The sequence below is a fragment of the Microcystis sp. M113S1 genome (assembly GCF_020246945.1).
In the GTDB taxonomy this organism is placed as follows: Bacteria; Cyanobacteriota; Cyanobacteriia; order Cyanobacteriales; family Microcystaceae; genus Microcystis.
Map to the genome: position 1 here is coordinate 1 of NZ_JADBSA010000339.1, position 18,253 is coordinate 18,253.

Sequence of the window (18,253 nt, forward strand, 5' to 3'; positions counted from 1 at the left end):
TCTTGTTCTGGTGTGGGGTAAAATCGGAACCAATAGGCTTTTTCCATGTCTCACATTTAAGCATATATTCCGTAAATGCGCTAGTATTTAACGGTAAAGCCGTCGTAGAACGACGGGGTTTCAGACCCAAATTTTCGATGATATAGCAATCAGGTCTTGGGGATTGGGTGTTAGGGTGTAGGGTGTAGGGGGGGGGGTCACTGCGTGCGCGTTGCGGGGGAAGAATAAAAAAAAATAATCTCCTGTCTCCCGTCTCCTGAATACTGTCTCCCGTCTCCCGTCTCCTGTCTTCTCCAAGACTCCTGGGAAATTTATATTTCTTCCCAAGTCCCTTGAGCGGCGGTAATTTTCTCTTTGGCACTATTGCTAAAAGCGGCGGCCTTCACCTTGAGGGGAACGGTAATTTCACCATCACCTAAAACTTTTAAAGGGCCGTCGTTGCTGGTGAGAATTTTAGCTTTTAGGAGACTTTCCAGGGTGACTTCCGTATTAGCGGGTAAAGAAGCTAATTTTCTCAGATTAACGATTGTGTATTGACGGGGGTTAACCAAAGGAAAATGTTTTAATTTGGGAACCCGACGATAGAGGGGCATTTGTCCCCCCTCAAAACCGGGACGAGTCCCCGTCCCGGAGCGAGATTTTTGTCCGCGCATTCCCAGACCGCAACTAGCGCCCTGGCCGGCCGAGACACCCCGTCCCACACGACGACGGCGTTTAGTGGACCCCGGTTGGGGGGCGATTTCGTGGAGTTTCATGGTGATTTCTTTATGTGTACAAATGTTCTACAGATACGCCTCGATCCTTGGCCACTTCCGAGAAAGTGCGGAGAGTTTCCAGGGCGTTAACGGCGGCTCTAGCGTTATTGAGGGGGTTATCGCTACCGAGTTGTTTAGCGAGGATATTTTTCACCCCGGCTAATTCTAAAACGGTACGGACAGCACCCCCAGCAATAACCCCAGTCCCCGGAGCAGCCGGACGCATGAGCACCTGAGCGCCACCGGAAGCACCCCGGGTAAGGTGAGTGATAGAACTAGCCTTAGTTAAGGAGACTTCAATTAGTTGTTTTTTGCCATCGGCCACGCCTTTACGGACGGCCCCGATAACATCCCCTGCTTTGCCGACTCCCACTCCCACCTGGCCGTTTTCATTACCGACCACGACGATAGCCCGGAAGCTGAGTTTTTTACCACCCTTAACCACTTTACTAACCCGGCGGATCTGGATGACCCGCTCTTGCCAAGTGGTTTCTTTTTCTTTTTCGCGGTTGCCTTTGCGACGTTTTGCCATAGTTTTATCAGTGTTGAAAGGATATTTTAGAAGTTTAAGCCGGCTGAACGAGCCGCTTCTGCTAAGGCTTTGACGCGACCGTGATAGAGATTGCCACCGCGATCAAAAACCACTTGTTCAATGCCTTTGTCTAGGGCCCGTTGGGCCACCAGTTTACCCACGGCAGCCGAGGCCTCTTGGGTAGCGGTGGATTCTAATTCCCCCCGCAAGGTTGCCTCTAGGGTAGAAGCGGCAGCGAGGGTATGTTGGGCTACGTCGTCGATAATTTGGGCGTAGATGTGGTTATTAGAACGAAATACGGATAAACGCGGCCGTTCAGCAGTGCCATTAATTTTGCGACGCACACGCTGGTGACGACGACGGACTGATTCTTTGCGACTAAGTTTCATGGTTTATTTTTTACCTCCTTTACCGCCTTTAGCGCCTTTACCGCCAGCTTTACCAACTTTGCGACGGACAACTTCACCAAGATAGCGAATCCCTTTTCCTTTATAAGGTTCGGGGGGACGAACTTCGCGGATTTTAGCGGCAATGTTACCGACCGCTTCTTTGTCGATGCCACTGACGATAACTTGGGTGTTGTTTTCTACGGCGACGGAAACACCATCGGGCATCTCCATTTCCACGGGTTTGCTGTAACCAACATTCAGAACCAATTTACCACCCTGCGCCTGGGCGCGGTAGCCCACCCCTTGGATATCGAGGCGTTTTTGAAAGCCGGTAGCGACTCCTTCCACCATGTTGGCTACTAGAGTTCTACAGAGTCCGTGGCGTTCTCTGGCGGTACGGGAATCGTCTTGACGGCTAACGAACAGGGTTTCGCCATCTTTATTGATGGTGACGGCGGTGGGTAGGGTTCTCTGGAGAGTTCCTTTGGGCCCTTTCACCGTCACGGTAGCACCATCGATATCGACGGTGACTTTATTGGGAATAGGAATCGGGCGTTTGCCAATACGAGACATAACAGTTATCAGTTATCAGTTATCAGTTATCACCGGAAGAGTTATCAGTGGGTCAGCTATCAGGTTGAAACTTGGAAAGGCTGACGGCTGATAGCTTATCCTTGTTTACCAGATGTAGCAAAGGACTTCGCCGCCAACGTTTTGTTTACGGGCTTCGCGATCGGTCATAATGCCTTTAGAGGTGGAAACAATGGCGATGCCAATACCACCGAGGACGCGCGGTAAGTCTTTACTGTTGGAATAAACTCGCAAGCCCGGTTTACTGACTCTGGTGAGGGTAGTAATGATCGGTTGACGGTTTTTGCCTTTATATTTGAGGGAAAGAACTAATTGAGATTTAATCCCCTCACCCACTTCCTCAAAGTCAGCAATAAAGCCTTCGTCCTTGAGAACTTGAGCAATACTGCGCGTCATCCGCGTGGTGGGGATTTGAGTAGTGGTCTGCCGAACCGCGCAAGCGTTACGGATGCGGGTCAGCATATCCGAGATGGTATCGTTAGCAGACATGAATTACCTGTTTTTCTCCTAAATTGGGATCAACATCAATGGTCAGTTATCAGTTATCAGTCATCAGTGATCAGTGATCAGTTATCAGATTTGAGTATTAAGTGAGTAGTATTAAATAGCAGTTTCCTGCTGTCTTTTCACTGAATCACTGTTTACTGTTTACTGTTGATCACTGTTCACTGTTCACTTATTTACCGGTCACTGTTTACTTTTCTCTTGATTGATTTATCTAAAGGGCATTCCCATCTCTTTGAGGAGGGCGCGTCCTTCTTCGTCGTTTTTAGCGGTGGTGATGATTGAGATGTCCATCCCGCGAATTTGATCGATTTTGTCGTATTCAATTTCGGGGAAGATCAACTGTTCACGAATGCCTAAACTGTAGTTACCACGACCATCAAAACTGTTACCGCTGATACCGCGAAAGTCGCGAATACGTGGTAAGGCCAGATTAATTAGACGGTCTAAAAAAGCGTACATTCGATCGCCGCGCAATGTCACCATCACACCCACCGGCATTCCTTCGCGAATTTTGAAGCCAGCGATCGCTTTTTTGGCTCTAGTCACTACCGGTTGTTGTCCGGTGATGGTGGACAGTTCCTCCTTGGAAGACTCCAAAGCTTTGGCATTTTGTGAAGCTTCCCCAAGACCGCGGTTAACAGTAATTTTGATAACTTTAGGTACTTGGTGGATATTGGTATAACCAAATTGTTCTTTCAGTTTAGGAACAATGGTTTCTTGATAGGTGGTTTTTAGTTTTTGGCTCATAGTTTTTCTGCTTGCTTTTCCTGGGCTTGGTCAGGAACTAGAATTGATGGGAAACTAATCAATAATTTCGCCAGTTTTCTTCAGTATCCGCACTTTCCGACCGTCTTCGGTAAAGGTATAACCCACCCGACTGGCGATTTTTTTCTTCTCGGAATAAAGCATCACTTTGGAACTGTGAATCGGTGCTTCGTAGGTAAGGATTTGACCCGATTCTCCTTCCTGTTGGGGTTTAGTATGTTTGGTGCGGATATTAACTCCCTTGACCACCACGGTACTTTCTTGGGGTAAAGCCCGTAAAATTTCGCCCACTTTGCCCTTATCGGAACCAGCGATTACTTGAACGACATCCCCTTTTTTAACGTGCATTTTTTGCCTTTGGGGTGAGGTTTGACTGTTTTTATTACTCATTTTTTTGACCTCCGATTGCCTTTGTACTTTTGACTTTGATCAGAGAACTTCTGGGGCTAAGGAAACAATTTTGGTGTAGTTTTTATCGCGCAATTCCCGAGCGACAGGACCAAAAACCCTAGTACCTTTGGGATTACCGTCATTATTAATAATCACGGCGGCGTTATCATCAAAACGGATGCTCATGCCACTATCGCGACGGACGGTTTGACGGGTTCGCACAATCACCGCAGTCACCACATCGGATTTTTTCACGGGCATATTGGGGATAGCGTCCTTAACCACGGCGATAATTTTGTCACCGATGCCACCGTAGGTACAGTTACCTGTTCCCAGCACCCGCAGACACATTAGTTTCCGCGCGCCGCTATTGTCAGCGACATTTAAGTAGGTTTGTTGTTGAATCACGGTTTTTACCTAGGTGAAATTTAATTATCGGTTAATATTTCCGCCACTTCCCAACGTTTGGTTTTACTGAGGGGGCGGGTTTCACGAATACGAACTCGATCGCCTTGTTTGGCTTGATTTTCTGCGTCGTGAGCCTTAAATTTCTGGGTTTTAACGACGATTTTGCCGTATTTAGGGTGAGGAGAGCGGTTTTCAATGGCTACCACTACGGTTTTATCCATTTTGTCGCTGACCACTACCCCAACTCTTTCTTTAACTGCCATAGTGGGTTATGCCTCCGGGGTGGACTGGGCTAGTTGGCGCTCCCGTTCTACGGTCAATAATTGGCCAAGACGGTGGCGGGTGTGTTTGAATTCGTGGGTTTTTTCCAAGCGGCGGGTGGCCTGTTGCAAACGCAATTCAAACAGTTTCTTTTTGGCAGCGAGGATAGCGTCGGCGATTTCGTCATCGCTCATCTTCCTCACTTCGGCGATTTTTGGTAGAGCCATTAGACAAAATCCTCCTCGCGAGTGATAAATTTGGTCTTAATCGGTAATTTTTGGGCGGCTAGGCGCATTGCTTCCCGGGCTACCGGTTCGGCTACCCCGGCAATCTCAAACATAATGAACCCCGGTTTAACCACGGCCACCCAGAATTCGGGGGAACCTTTCCCGGAACCCATCCGAGTTTCTGCGGCCCGTTGGGTCACGGGTTTATCGGGAAAAACGCGAATCCAGATTTTGCCACCCCGACGAATATAACGAGTCATTGCCCGTCTGGCCGCTTCGATTTGACGGGAAGTAATCCAACAGGGTTCGGTGGCTTGCAGGGCGAAATCGCCGAAATTAATCGTATTTCCGCCGGTGGCCAGCCCGCGCATCCGTCCGCGCTGTTGTTTGCGGAATTTTGTTCTTTTGGGACTTAACATGAGCTATTTACCACTGATAAATATTAGGGATCAGCCCTCACTAGAGCGATCTTCAAACTGTTGACGGCGACGCTGTTGACGGCGCGGTGCTTGAGCGGGAACGGCGGCGGCAATTTCTTCTTGGCCGGGGATAATTTCGCCCTTAAATATCCAAACTTTCACGCCTAGAATCCCGTAGATGGTGCTGGCGGTTTTATAGGAGTAATCAATATCGGCGCGCAGGGTATGCAGGGGAACTCGTCCTTCCCGCACCCATTCGGTCCGAGCGATTTCCGCCCCGTTGAGACGACCGCTAACTTGAATTTTGATCCCTTTGACTTCGGCCCTCTGCGCCCGTTGGATGGCTTGCCGGACAACACGACGGAAGGAAACCCGTCTTTCTAGTTGTTGGGCGATGTATTCGGCGATCAGGTTGGCATCGGCATCAACGCGAGCCACCTCAATGACGTTAATGCGAATTTGACGCTGGCCACCGAGGGCTTTTTGTAAACCTAGGCGCAGCTGTTCGATTCCCGTGCCACCACGACCGACGACGACCCCGGGGCGAGCGGTGTGGATGGAAATATCTACTTGATCGGCCTTACGTTCGATGCGAATATCGGCGATACCGGCATTAGCAAGGTTTTTTTCGACGTATTCACGAATGCGGCGATCTTCTTGCAGTAGTTCGGGGTAACGTTTCGCGTCGGCATACCAGCAAGATTTATGATCTTTGATAACGCCGAGACGAAAACCGAGGGGATGGATTTTTTGTCCCATTGTGGTTTTTTTAGTTAAGGTGATTAGTCTTCGTTGCTAGGAGCGACGGCGACGGTAATATGACAGGTGGGTTTGCGAATTTGGTAGGCGCGGCCTTGGGCCCGGGGTCGAAAACGTTTTAGGGTCGGTCCGCCATCGGCAAAGGCTTGGCTAACTACCAAAGTGGCGGGATCGAGTCCTTCGTTATGTTCGGCGTTGGCAACGGCGGAACGCAGAACTTTTAGGATCGGATCACAGGCCCGGTAGGGCATAAATTCGAGAATGATTAGGGCTTCCCGATAGGAGCGACCGCGGATCTGATCGAGTACCCGTCTGACTTTCAGGGGTGACATCCGAATATAGCGGGCGATCGCTTTGACTTCGTTAGAGGTATCGATGGTCATTTCAGTTATCAGTTATCAGTTAGGTAGGGTGGGTTAGGCGACGACAACTTATAAGACTTAGTTATTAATTTATCTAGTCGCCGTAACCCACCATCTCATAGTTATCTGAACGCTGACCGGGGGCTGACGGTTTTGAGATTACCGCCCACCGGTCTATTTCCGTCCTGCTTTTTTGTCGCTCTTGGCGTGGCCGCGGAAGGTGCGGGTGGGAGCGAATTCACCGAGTTTATGACCGACCATCTGCTCGGAAACATAGACGGGAACGTGCTGTTTGCCGTTGTGAACGGCGATCGTGTGACCGACCATATCGGGAATGATTGTCGAGGCACGGGACCAAGTTTTAATCACTTGTTTACTGCCCTGTGCGTTGAGTTTTTCGATTTTTTCCATCAGGTGGCCGGCGACAAATGGCCCCTTTTTCAGTGAACGACCCATAATTTTCAGTCAAAAGTAAAGTAATAATTTCTAACCCTGGGTACGACGGCGCACGATGAGATCGCTACTGCGTTTTTTCTTGTTGCGAGTTTTGCGACCGAGGGCGGGTTTACCCCAGGGAGTCATCGGGCCGGAACGTCCGATCGGAGCGCGACCCTCTCCACCTCCGTGCGGGTGATCGACTGGGTTCATGACGCTACCCCGAACATGAGGTCGTTGACCGCGGTGACGGGTACGACCGGCTTTACCGAGACTGATATTTCTCGCTTCGGCGTTACCGACTTTTCCGATGGTGGCGTAGCATTCACGCCGGATCATGCGGACTTCTTTGGAGGGGAGGCGGATGGTAACGTAATCGCCTTCTTTCGCTACCACTTGGGCGAAACCACCGGCGGCCCGCACCATTTGACCACCGCGACCGGGGACGAGTTCGATGTTATGAACTTCTGTCCCTAGGGGGATGCGACTTAAGGGTAGGGCGTTACCGACCTCGAAGGGAGCGTTTTCTCCGGCGATGACGGTATCACCAACGCCTAAGCCGGCGGGGGCGATGATGTAGCGTTTTTCCCCGTCTTTGTAGAAAAGCAGGGCAATGCGGGCGTTACGGTTAGGATCGTACTCGATCGCCGCTACTGTGGCTGGAATATCCCGTTTATCGCGACGAAAATCGATAATCCGGTAGAGGCGTTTATGGCCGCCGCCCCGGTGACGACTGGTAACGACACCGCGATTATTCCGCCCCTGTTTACTGTGTTTGTGATGAGTTAGGGACTTTTCCGGTTCGGTTTTGGTGATCTCTTTAAAGTCGGAGATCGCCGCCTGCCTTGTCCCGGGGGTTAAGGGTCTAAAAGAACGAATACCCATAGTTTAGTTTTCCGTTATCGGGTTTCTTGGTTGTTATACGTCGGGATAGAGGGCGATCGAGTCGCCAGCTGCGAGGGTCACGATCGCGCGTTTGTATTGGGGTTTGTAACCGAGGAAACGGCCGACGCGTTTTTTCTGACGAGAGGGGCGGCTGGTGTTCACTTTCGTTACTTTCACGTCAAACAGCAGTTCGATCGCCGCTTGAATTTCTGGCTTGGTCGCTTTCAAGGCGACATCGAAGACGTATTTATTTTGTTCTAGGAGTAGGGTGGCTTTCTCGGTCACGATCGGCTTTAGGATCAGATCGGCGAGTTGTCTGGCTTCAATTTTAAGCACCATAGACCTCCTCAATTTTAGCTAGGGCTGCGGCGGTGGCGATAACTCGATCGGCTAGGAGGACATCATAGACGTTGAGACTATCCGCGCGAATAATTTTGAGATTGCAGATATTACGTCCCGATAAATAGACATTTTCGGGAATTTCCGTCAGAATCAGCAGAATTTTTTCCTCTGGACTGGCTCCCCAGCGACTTAAGGCAGCGGTCAGTTCTTTGGTTTTGGGTTGGGAGAATTGTTCAGCGAAGCTTTCAACCACGATAAAGTTATCAGCCTGGCCGATCAAAGCGGTTCTCAGGGCTAATCTTTTCTCTTTGCGATTGACCTTAACTTCAAAATCTCTGGGTTTCGGTCCGAAGATGACACCGCCACCACGCCAGAGGGGAGAACGGATCGAACCGGCCCGGGCCCGACCGGTGCCTTTTTGCCGCCAGGGTTTGCGACCACCGCCGCGCACTTCCGAGCGGGTTTTGCTGGAGGCGTTACCTTGGCGGGCCGCCGCTAGATGGCTGACGACGACGCGGTGAATTAGGTGTTTGGCGGTTTCGGGTTTAGCGGTTTTCAGTTCCAGGGTGCCTGTTCCTGCTTCTTCCCCTTGCCAATTTTTGACTGTGTAGTTAACCATGGCTTTAATCTTTCCTTGCCCTATTTACCAAATTTCTTGGCGGGGGTGATGTTTAACAGGGTTCCTGGTTTGCCCGGGACGGCTCCTTTGATCAGGATCAGGTTGCGTTCGCTATCGATTTTGACCACGGACAATTTGCGGATGGTAACTTGGGTTGCTCCGTATTGTCCAGCCATTCTCTTACCCGGGAAGACGCGACCGGGGGTAGTACCGGCACCGGTGGAACCGGGGAGACGGTGGTTTTTGGAACCGTGGGTCATGTTACCGCGCTTGAAGTTATGGCGTTTTTGATAGCCGGAGAACCCCCGTCCGATGGTGGTTCCAGCCACATCGACCAAATCGCCTTCTTGGAAGATAGCGGCGGTAATTTCTTGGCCTAAAGTGTAAGCGGATGCGTCCTCGAGGCGGTATTCGATTAAATGCCGCAGGGGGGAGACACCGGCTTTGGCTAAATGACCGAGCAGCGGTTTGTTGAGGGCTTTTTCTTTGACGGTTTTGTATCCCACTTGGATGGATTCATAACCGTCGGTTTTTTTAGTTTTTACTTGGGTGACGGGACACGGACCTGCTTGAACGACGGTGACGGGAATGGCGACTCCCGTTTTGTTGTCGAAGATTTGGGTCATGCCCAGTTTTGTACCGAGGATACCGATAGACACGGATTGTTCTCTTTATCTTTACTAGACGACAATCAAAAATAACGTGGCCGTGGCTATAGGAGCGGGAAAGATTTTTCCCACTTTATCAGCCTGCCCAACTTGAATGACTTTTTTCGAGTTATTTAAGCTGGCATCCCGTTAAATTCGTAAGTAAGACTAGACAGGGTTGCTGGTTCTGCCTAGATTGTTGCTGGTCTTTGTTTCTTGGGGACTTAAAGGGTTTATCTTCAGTATCCCGGCGAAGACCGAGCGACCAAGGCGGTTCTGCTCGGCAGTGCCTTCAGCACCACCTAACACCGATTTTGGCCACGATCAAACATTATATAATATTTGTGACTTTTTAGGCAAGAGGTTTTTTTAGTCACGGGCAATGATCATATCCAGTCTGGTCAAATTATTTGTACCGTTCGGCGGTCTTCAGCAGCGATGGGGGCAGATCGAGCCAATAGATTCAACTATAGTATTTATCTTAATGGTGAGCTGCAAAGTTTTCCTTTTGGGGAATCGGTCGTTGATACTAAATTAGGTTACACTTTTATATTGTGGGAAACGGTGTGAATGGGGGGGATGACAGCATTGTACTATCATCCCTTGTCTGGGGGTTAAATCGCTTCGAGATTTTTTTCTCCGGTACGGATGCGGACGATCTGTTCCACGGGGGAGACGAAGATTTTACCGTCTCCGATTTCACCAGTACGCGCCGCCGAAATCAGCTTATCGACGACCATATCGACCTGCTTATCTTCGACGACGATCTCGATCTTGAGTTTTTGGAGAAATTCGACGGTATACTCGGAACCGCGATAACGTTCCGATTGACCTTTCTGACGACCGAAACCTCTAACTTCGGAGACGGTCATCCCGACAATGCCCGCGTTAACTAGGGCGATTTTCACCTCTTCGAGTTTAAAGGGTCGGATAATCGCTTCTACTTTCTTCAAAATATCTATCTCCTCGTTGCGTGACGATACTTTACTTTCTTGGTAAATTACCTGTTAATTCTAAACTCGGAATCCCAAGAATAGTGCTTAAAGTCATAATTTCTTCAATTATTGTCCTTGGCCACAGTCTTCTGCGGTGAAAAATCTCCAGGTGGGAAATAGCCCACCCGAAGTCATAAATAAACCAACTAGAGAGATAATCCCAACTGAAGACCGAAAACACCGTGAACTAGCAGTAAAATCAGGGCAATACTGCCGATATAGGCGTGAATAGTCCGGAAAAGTTCTTTTTTCCCGCCAGCGAAGCCAGTGAGGGACAATAATCCATTGAAAGCTAATAAACCGATCGCGACCGATCCTGTCCAGAAATGGCTGCTTTCGAGGATTGGATGTTTCTGCATGACTAGGGATAAAATACCGCCAGTGTAACCGAGAGCGATAAATAAAAACAGCCAGGGGGCGAGTTTGCGGTGATCAGCCCGATTTTTGTCCACTACTTCCCCATCTTTGCTTAAACGGCTTTGCCAACCGGCATAGGCAGTATAACTACCCATAACTAAAACCACAATCCCCATCATGACTGGATGTCCCCAATGAACGATCGGTTCGGGAGTTCCGAGACTGCGAAAGGCAGCGGCGATCGGCTCTAGCGCATCACTTAAACTTTGATTCATGTTTGTTACCTAACTTTACAAAACCCTCTTGCCTGAGATTTTAGCCGATCTCTGGCCTAGAAAAACTGCGGTTAGCCGAAAAAATGTCAAGCCTTCGCTAAATTTCTTAACATTTCAGCTAGAGATTAGCGGAGAAATATAGAATAAAGTCAGGGGAGACTAGGGATCCCCAGGGGGATTAGCCCCTAGGAGGGAGTTATGACTTATCTGCTCAAAGATCGGCGATCAGCAGGGAGACTATTAGCTAGTTACTTGACAGAATATACCAATAGTGCTAGGGTGCTGGTTTTGGCTTTGCCCCGGGGTGGGGTTCCGATCGCCTTTGAAATTGCCCAAAGGTTACATTTACCCCTAGATCTGTGTTTAGTGCGAAAATTAGGTGTACCGGAGCGCAAAGAGTTAGCTTTTGGGGCGATCGGTCAAAATGGTGTGCGGGTAATCAATGAAAGTATCGTTGACGACTTGCACCTATCGGAGGCGATGATGGAACGGGTAGCAAAGGAAGAAATGATCGAATTAGAGCGACGCGATCGCTTGTATCGAGGTGAGCGACCCTTTCCGGGCCTGAGGGGAAAAACGATTATTCTAGTAGATGATGGTATCGCTACGGGAGCAACGATTAAAGCGGCGATTCTGACCCTTAAAGCTGGAAATCCCGCTGCTATTATTATTGCTGTTCCTATTGCCCCAGTGGAAGTCTGTGAGCAATTAGAAAAATTAGTTGATCGAGTAATTTGCCTACATAAACCCTACGAATTGAGATCGATTTCTCTTTGGTACGAAGATTTTTCCCAAACCAGCGATGAGGAAGTGCAAACACTTTTAGCCAGCGTCGATAGTTCTTTGATTCCAGTTTAGGGAGATGGGCTAGATAAACTCTCATTAAACTAGCGATCGCTGACTAGAGTGTGACACTTCATAATTCTTAGTAATCGCTAAAAGTTTTACTATACAAGGGCTAGAGCAAATGTTGATTTCAATGACTAGGTGCGGAATGTAGGATAAAAATTACCGAAGAGCCACTTTTCCGTATATTATGCAGTTAGTCATTGGAGAAAATTATTATGACAAAATCAAAATCAACCATTACGGGCGGCAACGAATTAAAAACTCGTGGGGTCAGTGACTCTCGCTCTAATTTTTACTTAGTTGATCTCAACGTCCCTATAAGTGGCAAAGGTGTACTCAACTCTTGGGAAATATGGGCAGACAAAGTAACTCCTGTCCAATTAGTCATTTATAGAAAAACCGCAAACGCTTGGTCTGTGGTTGGTAAAAGTGATTTAAAAACACCAGCGCTTGGCTTAAATCAATTTGCATTAACAACAGCTATTGCTGTACAACCAAATGATTTTGCTGGTGTTTACTATCCACAAACAGGAAGCGTCAGTTTTAACCGTAAAACCGAACAAGAAGCTTGGGATTTAGGCAATTTATCTGGTAGCGTGTTATTCACCAGTACTGGTGCGGCGGAAACCGCATTTTCTGGTTCAAGTAACCGCGTCTATTCTTTAAAAGTGCATGGCATAGATGATGCCCCAGTGTTTGTACCAATCGAAAAACCAGCCAATGGTCGAATTATTGTTCATAATGACGAGTGGGCTTTAAGCGATGCTGGTTTTCAATCGGTATCTGATACCGCGACTTTTGCGTTGAATGTTGCCACATATTTTGTAGGAACGACACAGGGAAAATTTCATGTTTTGTCCAATAACTTTGGATTGGTCGGCGCAACGCTTGAGCGTACCATGACTGGTGCTGGGCATACTTGGACAAAAGGCATGAACATTGCCATTAATGCGGTAGCATTGGCTCAATATGATGCCATTTTTGTAGGTGGCGACCCAGTTGATAATCAAGTATTAATTGATTATGTCAAAAACGGCGGTAAAGTCTATCTTTGCGCAGGCACAGGGCATGGTGGCAGCCAAGCAGAGGCGGGTCAATGGAATACGTTTTTGACAGCTTTTGGTTTGAAATTTGACGGCGTTTATAACAACATCAGTGGTAGCCTAGCGGTTACCAGCTCAAGCCATCCATTGTTTAGCAATGTGAAAAGCCTTTATCAACACAACGGCAATTCAATCAGTTTATTACCAAATGCCACTGCCAACATTGTAATGACTGGTAGTAATCAAGGGCTGATTGCAACCGCAGACTATATTAAGCCAAATGCACCAGCACGGTCTGAACCTACGCCTTCGCCAGCAACTTCTGAGCCACCTAAACCGAAGACCATCGAAACAGAAGAGTTTAGCATCACCGCAGAGGATGACGTGTTTATGTCTAACTTGGTTTATAAAGGACTGGTTAAGAAAACACAATCTGACGAATATGTTGAGCTTAGCAATCGCGGCAATCATCCCGTCAATATTTCAGGTTGGAAAATCACTTCGGTCGGCAGTGCCAGGCAGCAATTTACTTTCCCAGCAAATACTGTTTTAGCGTCTGGCAAGACTTTTCGGGTTTATACCAACGAAGTACATTCTGAAACTGGTGGTTTTTCTTTTGCCAGTAAAACGGCTATTTGGAATGACGCTGGCGATGAATTGAACCTGTATGATGCGATTGGTAAGAAAATTTCCACACTGGCGTATGGCATTGCTCGAACTAAAAAAAGCTGACCGAACGCGGGGCGAGGGGAGAGCATCTCATTTATGCAAGTGAGTAATTATACTTATCCATAAAACTGGTTTCTAGCAATGCTTTCAAAATAGCTTGACATAAAAACCTGATTTAGGGGTTACAAAGGTGAGATGCTCCCGATGGGCTGTGGGGTGTGAGGAGACCAATTCGTGGGCGTTGCGGGGGGAGAATAAATAACAGCAATCTCCTGAATTCAGAGGGCAAAATTGAGACTTCAGAGTTCTAACTTTTGACTTCTACGGCATCGGTATCAACGGTATTGGTTGGTGAAGAAACTTCAGTTTGATTATTTACTCTCCCGGGACGGCGAGTGCGATAATCAAGAACTAATCGCGATAATTCCGTGGTTAAAAGGGTGAGGACGATCCCATCATCGATCCAACCAATAATCGGGAAAACGTCAGGAGAAATATCGAGGGGGCTAAACAGATAAACCATAGTTCCCAGAATGATAATCCAACGATATTGGGGGTGACTGATTTTGCTGCTGTACCAGTTGTAAAAAGATTCAACAATCGGTTTCATTAATTTGTCCTCGTTGACTGAGATAATTTAATTTTGTCAGGTTGTCCCTGGGGCTGATAGTGGGGTTTTACCCCCATTATCTAGGGTGATATCCGCTAATTAATCAAAAAAAAATGCCCAGAAGAAAATTCACCTTTAGGGATGAGCCTGAAGTATTATTACTGGATGCTTAAGAGGGGAGATAGTGGCATCTTTATCCCCTATAATAGGCGATAACAAACTAATCAATTATCTGCCAGTTTAAGGATGGAAACCCTCTTTCATCTAGTTACTTTTGCCTTTGTCTTCGCTTTTGGTGCCTCGGTGGGCAGTTTTTTAAACGTGGTCATCTATAGATTACCTCAGGGGATATCTCTAGTTTATCCCCCTTCCCACTGTCCGAAATGTCACCATAGATTAGGTAAAAGCGAGAATATACCTGTTTTAGGCTGGTTATGGCTAGGGGGTCGCTGTCGCTGGTGTGGAACTGCGATTTCTGTCCGTTATCCAGCCGTCGAAACTTTTACCGGTTTGTTGTTTTGTCTGGTTTTAGGAGATTTTAGCTTTTCTTGGCAGACCCTCGGCTATTGGATTCTTGTAAGTTGGTTATTAGCTTTAGCTTTGATTGATTTTGACACGATGACGCTTCCTAACTCCCTCACCCAATCGGGATTAGTTTTAGGGATAGTTTTTCAAACTCTCCTGGGTTGGCAAAATAATCAAAGTGTTATCTATCTCTTTTCAGCGATCGCTAGTGCGGTTTTAGGAGTCTGGTTATTTGATCTGATTCGGTGGGGGGGGAGTTTTGCCCTCGGACAACAGGCCATGGGGGGAGGGGACGCTAAATTAGCGGCGATGATCGGTGCTTGGTTAGGATGGCAAGCATTATTAGTCACCGGGTTTCTGGCCTGCGCTATCGGGGCGGCGATCGGTATTATGGGCATTTTTGTGGGTAAAATGGCAAAAAAACAAGCTATACCCTTCGGTCCATTTCTTGCCCTCGGCGCTCTGATGAGTGTCTTTTGGAGTGATAAGATCATCTCAGCCTATCAAGCCATTTTTTTCCCTTTGTTTTGACAATCCTGGGCTTAAAGGCGTGAGGATTCTCGAAGCTCATCACAGCCCTTTCTGGTTTCTCTTACTTAGGGTCTGCTGAATAAATCTAAAAACCTTGTTGGGTAAGACTTTTAGACCTTTTGTCAATCAAAAAGTACTGGATATGGAAGTGATCGGGGGGAAATTTAGGCACTTTTTCCCTGAAAATTAGGTAGTTGACCACCTGAAAATCGGTAAAACCCAACCCCCAACCCCCAACCCCCACCGAAAAACTTTTTGCCGCAAACCCTAATTAGGGCAGCCATTCCAGTAAAATTCCTAGGGAGCTATCTTTACGAGCGCGGGAATTTTGGGCTTGAATATCGGCAGCTAAACGTAAATTAGAGGTAATCGCATAACCAACCGAAAGAGTAGTCAATCCCACCTCGTTAGCACCCCCCGGTGAGATAAAACTCTGACTGACGGTGATATCTGCTGCCCCCGTGCGAGAAAGGGCTAATTTAAGCTTTAATCCTAAGTTAAGCCCATCGGTGCTGTAATTTCCTGTCTGAATGTAACGATAGCCCACCATGGGAGCCAGATTGACATAATCACCCAAAGGGAGGAGATAGTATTGTAAATTTGCTCCTATTGCCGTCCTTTTGCCGTTAAAAGCCGTCTGATAATCGCCGCTTAGGGTTAAACTGGTTTGACCGAAAAACACATCTTCTACCCCCAAAATCACGCCACTGGAATTATCGCTAGAAGGAAACTGGGCATACCCTAAACGGATACGAGTGCGAAAACTAGGATCATTGCGAATTTCTTCGGCGATATCGGGTATTTTTTCTAACCAACGCTCTAAAACGGGGCTTTCTTGCCGAATTTTCGGGTCTAAGTCTAACTCCGTTTCTGCCCACACCGGACCAATCGCCCCCCATAATAGAGCAAGAGCGATCGCATTTACAGAACAGCAAGAGAGCTTAAACATGATCTGCATTATACCCAAGGAGGCAGGGGACAGGAGGCAGGAGGCAAGAGAAAGAATCTGGCAATAAAGCTTTTAGCTTAACAAATTAGGTTTTAGATTCGGCCTTTGTTATCAGTTATCAGATGTGAGTTTTCAGTTCACTGATTACTGGTTACTGTTTACTTCCCACTTCCCACTCCGACACTCCCCCAAAGGTTACAATTAAAAAAGATAAGATTCCCCGTTATTCTTGAGAGGACGGGGGCAGTAGGAGTAGCAATAGTGGTTAGAATATTAAAACTTTCGCAATTAAGTAGCGCGGAACGGGCAAAACTTCAGAAAAGAGCCGAGTTAGATATTGATAACGCCCTAAAAGTCGCTCAAACGGTCATAGAAACCATCCGCGAACGGGGGGATGCCGGCGTTGTGGACTATGTGCGGCGTTTTGACTACGAAGGTGCGACGGTAGAAAATATCAAAGTCAGCGAGGCAGAATTTGAGCGGGCTTTTCATTTAATTGAACCGGAAGTAAAAACTGCCCTTGAACAGGCTTTCCGGAATATTCAAGAGGTACATCGTCGCCAAATGCCGGAAGAAACACAACTGGCAGAAATTGAAACCGGTGTCTTTGCCGGCGAAAAAATCTCTCCTGTCCCCAATGTGGGTTTATACGTTCCCCGGGGCCGCGGTGCTTTTCCCTCGATGATGTTAATGTTAGCCATCCCGGCAATGGTGGCAGGAGTGGAAAGAGTTGTCGTTTGCACTCCCCCCGATAAACAGGGCAACGTGGAACCCGTTTCTCTGGTGGCGGCGCGGATGGCTGGAGTCAGAGAAATTTATAAATTAGGGGGCGTACAAGCGATCGCCGCTTTAGCTTTGGGAACAAAAAATATCAAAAGGGTTGACAAAATTACAGGTCCGTGCAGCGTCTATGGGGCGGCGGCCAAACGGTTACTGTTCGGCACTGTGGATGTGGGTTTGCCGGCAGGTCCGAGTGAGTCGATAGTTTTGGCCGATGAGTCCACCGATGCCCGTTTAGCGGCCTTGGATTTATTAATTGAAGCGGAACACGGGGCGGATTCGGCGGCTTTATTAGTCACCCACTGTGAAGATGTGGCGATCGCCGCTAGTGAATATGCTCAGGAATACCTGCAAAAACTCCCGGATTGGCGACGGGAATTCTGTGAGGCGGGTTTAGCCGCCTATGGGGGCATAATTTTAACCGATAGTTTGCAGCAATCCCTCGATTTTGTCAATGAGTACGCCCCGGAACATCTAGAGGTTTTAGTTAGTAATCCTTTTGCCATTCTGGGCAAGATTAAAAATGCTGGCGAAATTCTCCTGGGAAATCATACTCCTTCCTCTATGGCTACCTACGCCATCGGAGTCAATGCTGTGCTGCCCACAGGAAGTTTTGCCCGTTCCTATTCGGCGGTTTCGGTTTATGATTTTCTGAAGCGCTCTACTTTGGCTTATGTCACCCCTGAAGGCTTTGAAAAGTTAAAAGAAACCACGAAAACTTTAGCCGAGTACGAAGGTTTTCCCGCCCATAAATTAGCAATTCAACACAGGGAAATTTTACTCTAAATACAGGGAATAGGAAACAGGGAACAACTTAGATATTTAGGCCAGCTTATTTTTTAGATTCAGTACAGCTTGAGTAAATTCCATGATGCAACTCGAAGACTATTTTAACTTTCTCACCCCTAATGATATTCGCTTAAAAGGGACAAGAATTGGCATTGAAACCATTCTCTATGACTATATTTATCATGCCAAAACACCTGAAGAAATTGCTAAAACTTACTCATCTTTGAGCCTAGAACAAGTTTATGCAACAATTCTGTACTATTTGCATGAGCAAGAAGAAATAACCAATTATTTAACCGAATTGTCTAAGGTGTAATCAGTAAGACTGAGGGAAAGTAAGTTCGGTAGCGGTTGACATCTCTCGTTAGTAGGGGCATGGTAGTGACAGCAGCGTGAGCGCCGATGTAGAAATCTGCGGTGAGGATGTCAAGAGTCACGGGTCGCTTGCTTGACATCCTCACCGCCGTAAACGGACGGTGATTCCCAAACCTCACGATTTAGGTTTCTGCTTCTTTCCCTTGCGGGGTTTCGCACCTGCCTTAACAGATTTACTCTGTTCTGGTCTTATGGTCGCTCTACAGACTGACA

28 protein-coding genes and 1 pseudogene are annotated in these 18,253 nt (G+C 47.6%); 5 read left to right on the forward strand and 24 right to left on the reverse strand.

Annotated features, from left to right (window positions below; genetic code table 11):
• The 21 genes from IM319_RS22625 to IM319_RS16950 form a co-directional block, all read right to left on the reverse strand.
• Positions 1 to 47: helix-turn-helix domain-containing protein (locus IM319_RS22625; RefSeq protein ID WP_353737480.1), on the reverse strand; the 47-nt coding region annotated here is incomplete at its 3' end.
• 264 nt (positions 48 to 311) lie between these two features.
• Positions 312 to 755, reverse strand: a complete 444-nt coding sequence (gene rplO, locus IM319_RS16855; protein WP_002780095.1) for a 50S ribosomal protein L15 — start codon at positions 753 to 755, stop codon at positions 312 to 314.
• A 10-nt stretch (positions 756 to 765) separates the two neighbouring features.
• A complete protein-coding gene (gene rpsE, locus IM319_RS16860; protein WP_002757584.1) occupies positions 766 to 1,287 on the reverse strand; it encodes a 30S ribosomal protein S5 in 522 nt (173 codons plus the stop codon).
• A 26-nt stretch (positions 1,288 to 1,313) separates the two neighbouring features.
• The gene (gene rplR, locus IM319_RS16865; RefSeq protein WP_002753900.1) at positions 1,314 to 1,676 is read right to left on the reverse strand and encodes a 50S ribosomal protein L18; all 363 of its coding nucleotides are present in this window, start codon (positions 1,674 to 1,676) and stop codon (positions 1,314 to 1,316) included.
• 3 nt (positions 1,677 to 1,679) lie between these two features.
• Complete coding sequence (rplF, locus tag IM319_RS16870; protein ID WP_287736362.1) at positions 1,680 to 2,249, reverse strand: 50S ribosomal protein L6; 570 nt, start codon at positions 2,247 to 2,249, stop codon at positions 1,680 to 1,682.
• A 105-nt stretch (positions 2,250 to 2,354) separates the two neighbouring features.
• A complete protein-coding gene (gene rpsH / locus IM319_RS16875) occupies positions 2,355 to 2,756 on the reverse strand; it encodes a 30S ribosomal protein S8 (RefSeq protein WP_002734721.1) in 402 nt (133 codons plus the stop codon).
• A 225-nt stretch (positions 2,757 to 2,981) separates the two neighbouring features.
• Positions 2,982 to 3,521: a 50S ribosomal protein L5 gene (rplE, locus tag IM319_RS16880; protein ID WP_002734750.1), complete on the reverse strand. Its 540-nt coding sequence runs from the start codon at positions 3,519 to 3,521 to the stop codon at positions 2,982 to 2,984.
• A 54-nt stretch (positions 3,522 to 3,575) separates the two neighbouring features.
• A complete protein-coding gene (rplX, locus tag IM319_RS16885) occupies positions 3,576 to 3,929 on the reverse strand; it encodes a 50S ribosomal protein L24 (RefSeq protein ID WP_287078899.1) in 354 nt (117 codons plus the stop codon).
• 39 nt (positions 3,930 to 3,968) lie between these two features.
• Entirely contained in the window at positions 3,969 to 4,337 is a 369-nt protein-coding gene (gene rplN / locus IM319_RS16890; RefSeq protein WP_002732358.1) for a 50S ribosomal protein L14, read from the reverse strand.
• 20 nt (positions 4,338 to 4,357) lie between these two features.
• A complete protein-coding gene (rpsQ, locus tag IM319_RS16895; protein WP_002796423.1) occupies positions 4,358 to 4,600 on the reverse strand; it encodes a 30S ribosomal protein S17 in 243 nt (80 codons plus the stop codon).
• Between the two features lie 6 nt (positions 4,601 to 4,606).
• Complete coding sequence (rpmC, locus tag IM319_RS16900) at positions 4,607 to 4,825, reverse strand: 50S ribosomal protein L29 (RefSeq protein WP_158200255.1); 219 nt, start codon at positions 4,823 to 4,825, stop codon at positions 4,607 to 4,609.
• The gene (rplP, locus tag IM319_RS16905) at positions 4,825 to 5,244 is read right to left on the reverse strand and encodes a 50S ribosomal protein L16 (RefSeq protein ID WP_002734310.1); all 420 of its coding nucleotides are present in this window, start codon (positions 5,242 to 5,244) and stop codon (positions 4,825 to 4,827) included. Before rplP ends, rpmC begins: the two co-directional genes overlap by 1 nt.
• A gap of 30 nt (positions 5,245 to 5,274) precedes the next feature.
• Complete coding sequence (gene rpsC, locus IM319_RS16910; RefSeq protein WP_061432468.1) at positions 5,275 to 6,003, reverse strand: 30S ribosomal protein S3; 729 nt, start codon at positions 6,001 to 6,003, stop codon at positions 5,275 to 5,277.
• Positions 6,004 to 6,026: 23 nt separating this feature from the next.
• On the reverse strand, positions 6,027 to 6,386 hold the full coding sequence (rplV, locus tag IM319_RS16915; RefSeq protein ID WP_147070995.1) for a 50S ribosomal protein L22: 360 nt from the start codon (positions 6,384 to 6,386) through the stop codon (positions 6,027 to 6,029).
• Positions 6,387 to 6,539: 153 nt separating this feature from the next.
• Positions 6,540 to 6,821 (reverse strand): 30S ribosomal protein S19, encoded by a 282-nt coding sequence (rpsS, locus tag IM319_RS16920; protein ID WP_002753908.1) that lies wholly within the window; start codon positions 6,819 to 6,821, stop codon positions 6,540 to 6,542.
• 30 nt (positions 6,822 to 6,851) lie between these two features.
• Complete coding sequence (rplB, locus tag IM319_RS16925) at positions 6,852 to 7,685, reverse strand: 50S ribosomal protein L2 (protein ID WP_190721170.1); 834 nt, start codon at positions 7,683 to 7,685, stop codon at positions 6,852 to 6,854.
• A 33-nt stretch (positions 7,686 to 7,718) separates the two neighbouring features.
• Positions 7,719 to 8,024 carry a 50S ribosomal protein L23 gene (locus IM319_RS16930; RefSeq protein ID WP_286825776.1) on the reverse strand — a complete coding sequence of 102 codons (306 nt, stop codon included), beginning with the start codon at positions 8,022 to 8,024 and terminating at the stop codon, positions 7,719 to 7,721.
• Positions 8,014 to 8,646: a 50S ribosomal protein L4 gene (gene rplD / locus IM319_RS16935; RefSeq protein ID WP_286825777.1), complete on the reverse strand. Its 633-nt coding sequence runs from the start codon at positions 8,644 to 8,646 to the stop codon at positions 8,014 to 8,016. The genes IM319_RS16930 and rplD overlap by 11 nt, the downstream gene beginning before the upstream one ends.
• 20 nt (positions 8,647 to 8,666) lie before the next feature.
• The gene (rplC, locus tag IM319_RS16940; RefSeq protein ID WP_002734589.1) at positions 8,667 to 9,305 is read right to left on the reverse strand and encodes a 50S ribosomal protein L3; all 639 of its coding nucleotides are present in this window, start codon (positions 9,303 to 9,305) and stop codon (positions 8,667 to 8,669) included.
• 602 nt (positions 9,306 to 9,907) lie between these two features.
• Positions 9,908 to 10,246, reverse strand: coding sequence for a P-II family nitrogen regulator (locus tag IM319_RS16945; protein WP_287078905.1), 339 nt, complete (start codon positions 10,244 to 10,246; stop codon positions 9,908 to 9,910).
• Positions 10,247 to 10,434: 188 nt separating this feature from the next.
• A complete protein-coding gene (locus IM319_RS16950; protein WP_287736363.1) occupies positions 10,435 to 10,920 on the reverse strand; it encodes a DUF4079 domain-containing protein in 486 nt (161 codons plus the stop codon).
• A gap of 198 nt (positions 10,921 to 11,118) precedes the next feature.
• On the opposite strand from IM319_RS16950, the gene IM319_RS16955 reads away from it, so the two are divergent.
• Positions 11,119 to 11,778 carry a phosphoribosyltransferase gene (locus IM319_RS16955; RefSeq protein WP_287736365.1) on the forward strand — a complete coding sequence of 220 codons (660 nt, stop codon included), beginning with the start codon at positions 11,119 to 11,121 and terminating at the stop codon, positions 11,776 to 11,778.
• 206 nt (positions 11,779 to 11,984) lie between these two features.
• The gene (locus tag IM319_RS16960; protein WP_287736366.1) at positions 11,985 to 13,544 is read left to right on the forward strand and encodes a lamin tail domain-containing protein; all 1,560 of its coding nucleotides are present in this window, start codon (positions 11,985 to 11,987) and stop codon (positions 13,542 to 13,544) included.
• A gap of 244 nt (positions 13,545 to 13,788) precedes the next feature.
• Here IM319_RS16960 and IM319_RS16965 read toward each other — a convergent pair whose 3' ends face one another.
• Complete coding sequence (locus tag IM319_RS16965; RefSeq protein ID WP_287736367.1) at positions 13,789 to 14,091, reverse strand: YkvA family protein; 303 nt, start codon at positions 14,089 to 14,091, stop codon at positions 13,789 to 13,791.
• 246 nt (positions 14,092 to 14,337) lie between these two features.
• On the opposite strand from IM319_RS16965, the gene IM319_RS16970 reads away from it, so the two are divergent.
• On the forward strand, positions 14,338 to 15,147 hold the full coding sequence (locus IM319_RS16970) for a prepilin peptidase (protein ID WP_287079729.1): 810 nt from the start codon (positions 14,338 to 14,340) through the stop codon (positions 15,145 to 15,147).
• 271 nt (positions 15,148 to 15,418) lie between these two features.
• On the opposite strand, the gene IM319_RS16975 is transcribed toward IM319_RS16970, so the two are convergent.
• On the reverse strand, positions 15,419 to 16,105 hold the full coding sequence (locus IM319_RS16975; protein ID WP_287736368.1) for a hypothetical protein: 687 nt from the start codon (positions 16,103 to 16,105) through the stop codon (positions 15,419 to 15,421).
• Between the two features lie 252 nt (positions 16,106 to 16,357).
• On the opposite strand from IM319_RS16975, the gene hisD reads away from it, so the two are divergent.
• Both hisD and IM319_RS16985 read left to right on the forward strand, forming a co-directional pair.
• The gene (hisD, locus tag IM319_RS16980; protein WP_287736370.1) at positions 16,358 to 17,662 is read left to right on the forward strand and encodes a histidinol dehydrogenase; all 1,305 of its coding nucleotides are present in this window, start codon (positions 16,358 to 16,360) and stop codon (positions 17,660 to 17,662) included.
• Positions 17,663 to 17,747: 85 nt separating this feature from the next.
• A pseudogene (locus tag IM319_RS16985) lies at positions 17,748 to 17,966 on the forward strand (DUF433 domain-containing protein); the annotation flags it as partial.
• Positions 17,967 to 17,970: 4 nt separating this feature from the next.
• Here IM319_RS16985 and IM319_RS16990 read toward each other — a convergent pair.
• Entirely contained in the window at positions 17,971 to 18,120 is a 150-nt protein-coding gene (locus tag IM319_RS16990) for a hypothetical protein (RefSeq protein WP_287079012.1), read from the reverse strand.
• Positions 18,121 to 18,253: the final 133 nt, after the last annotated feature.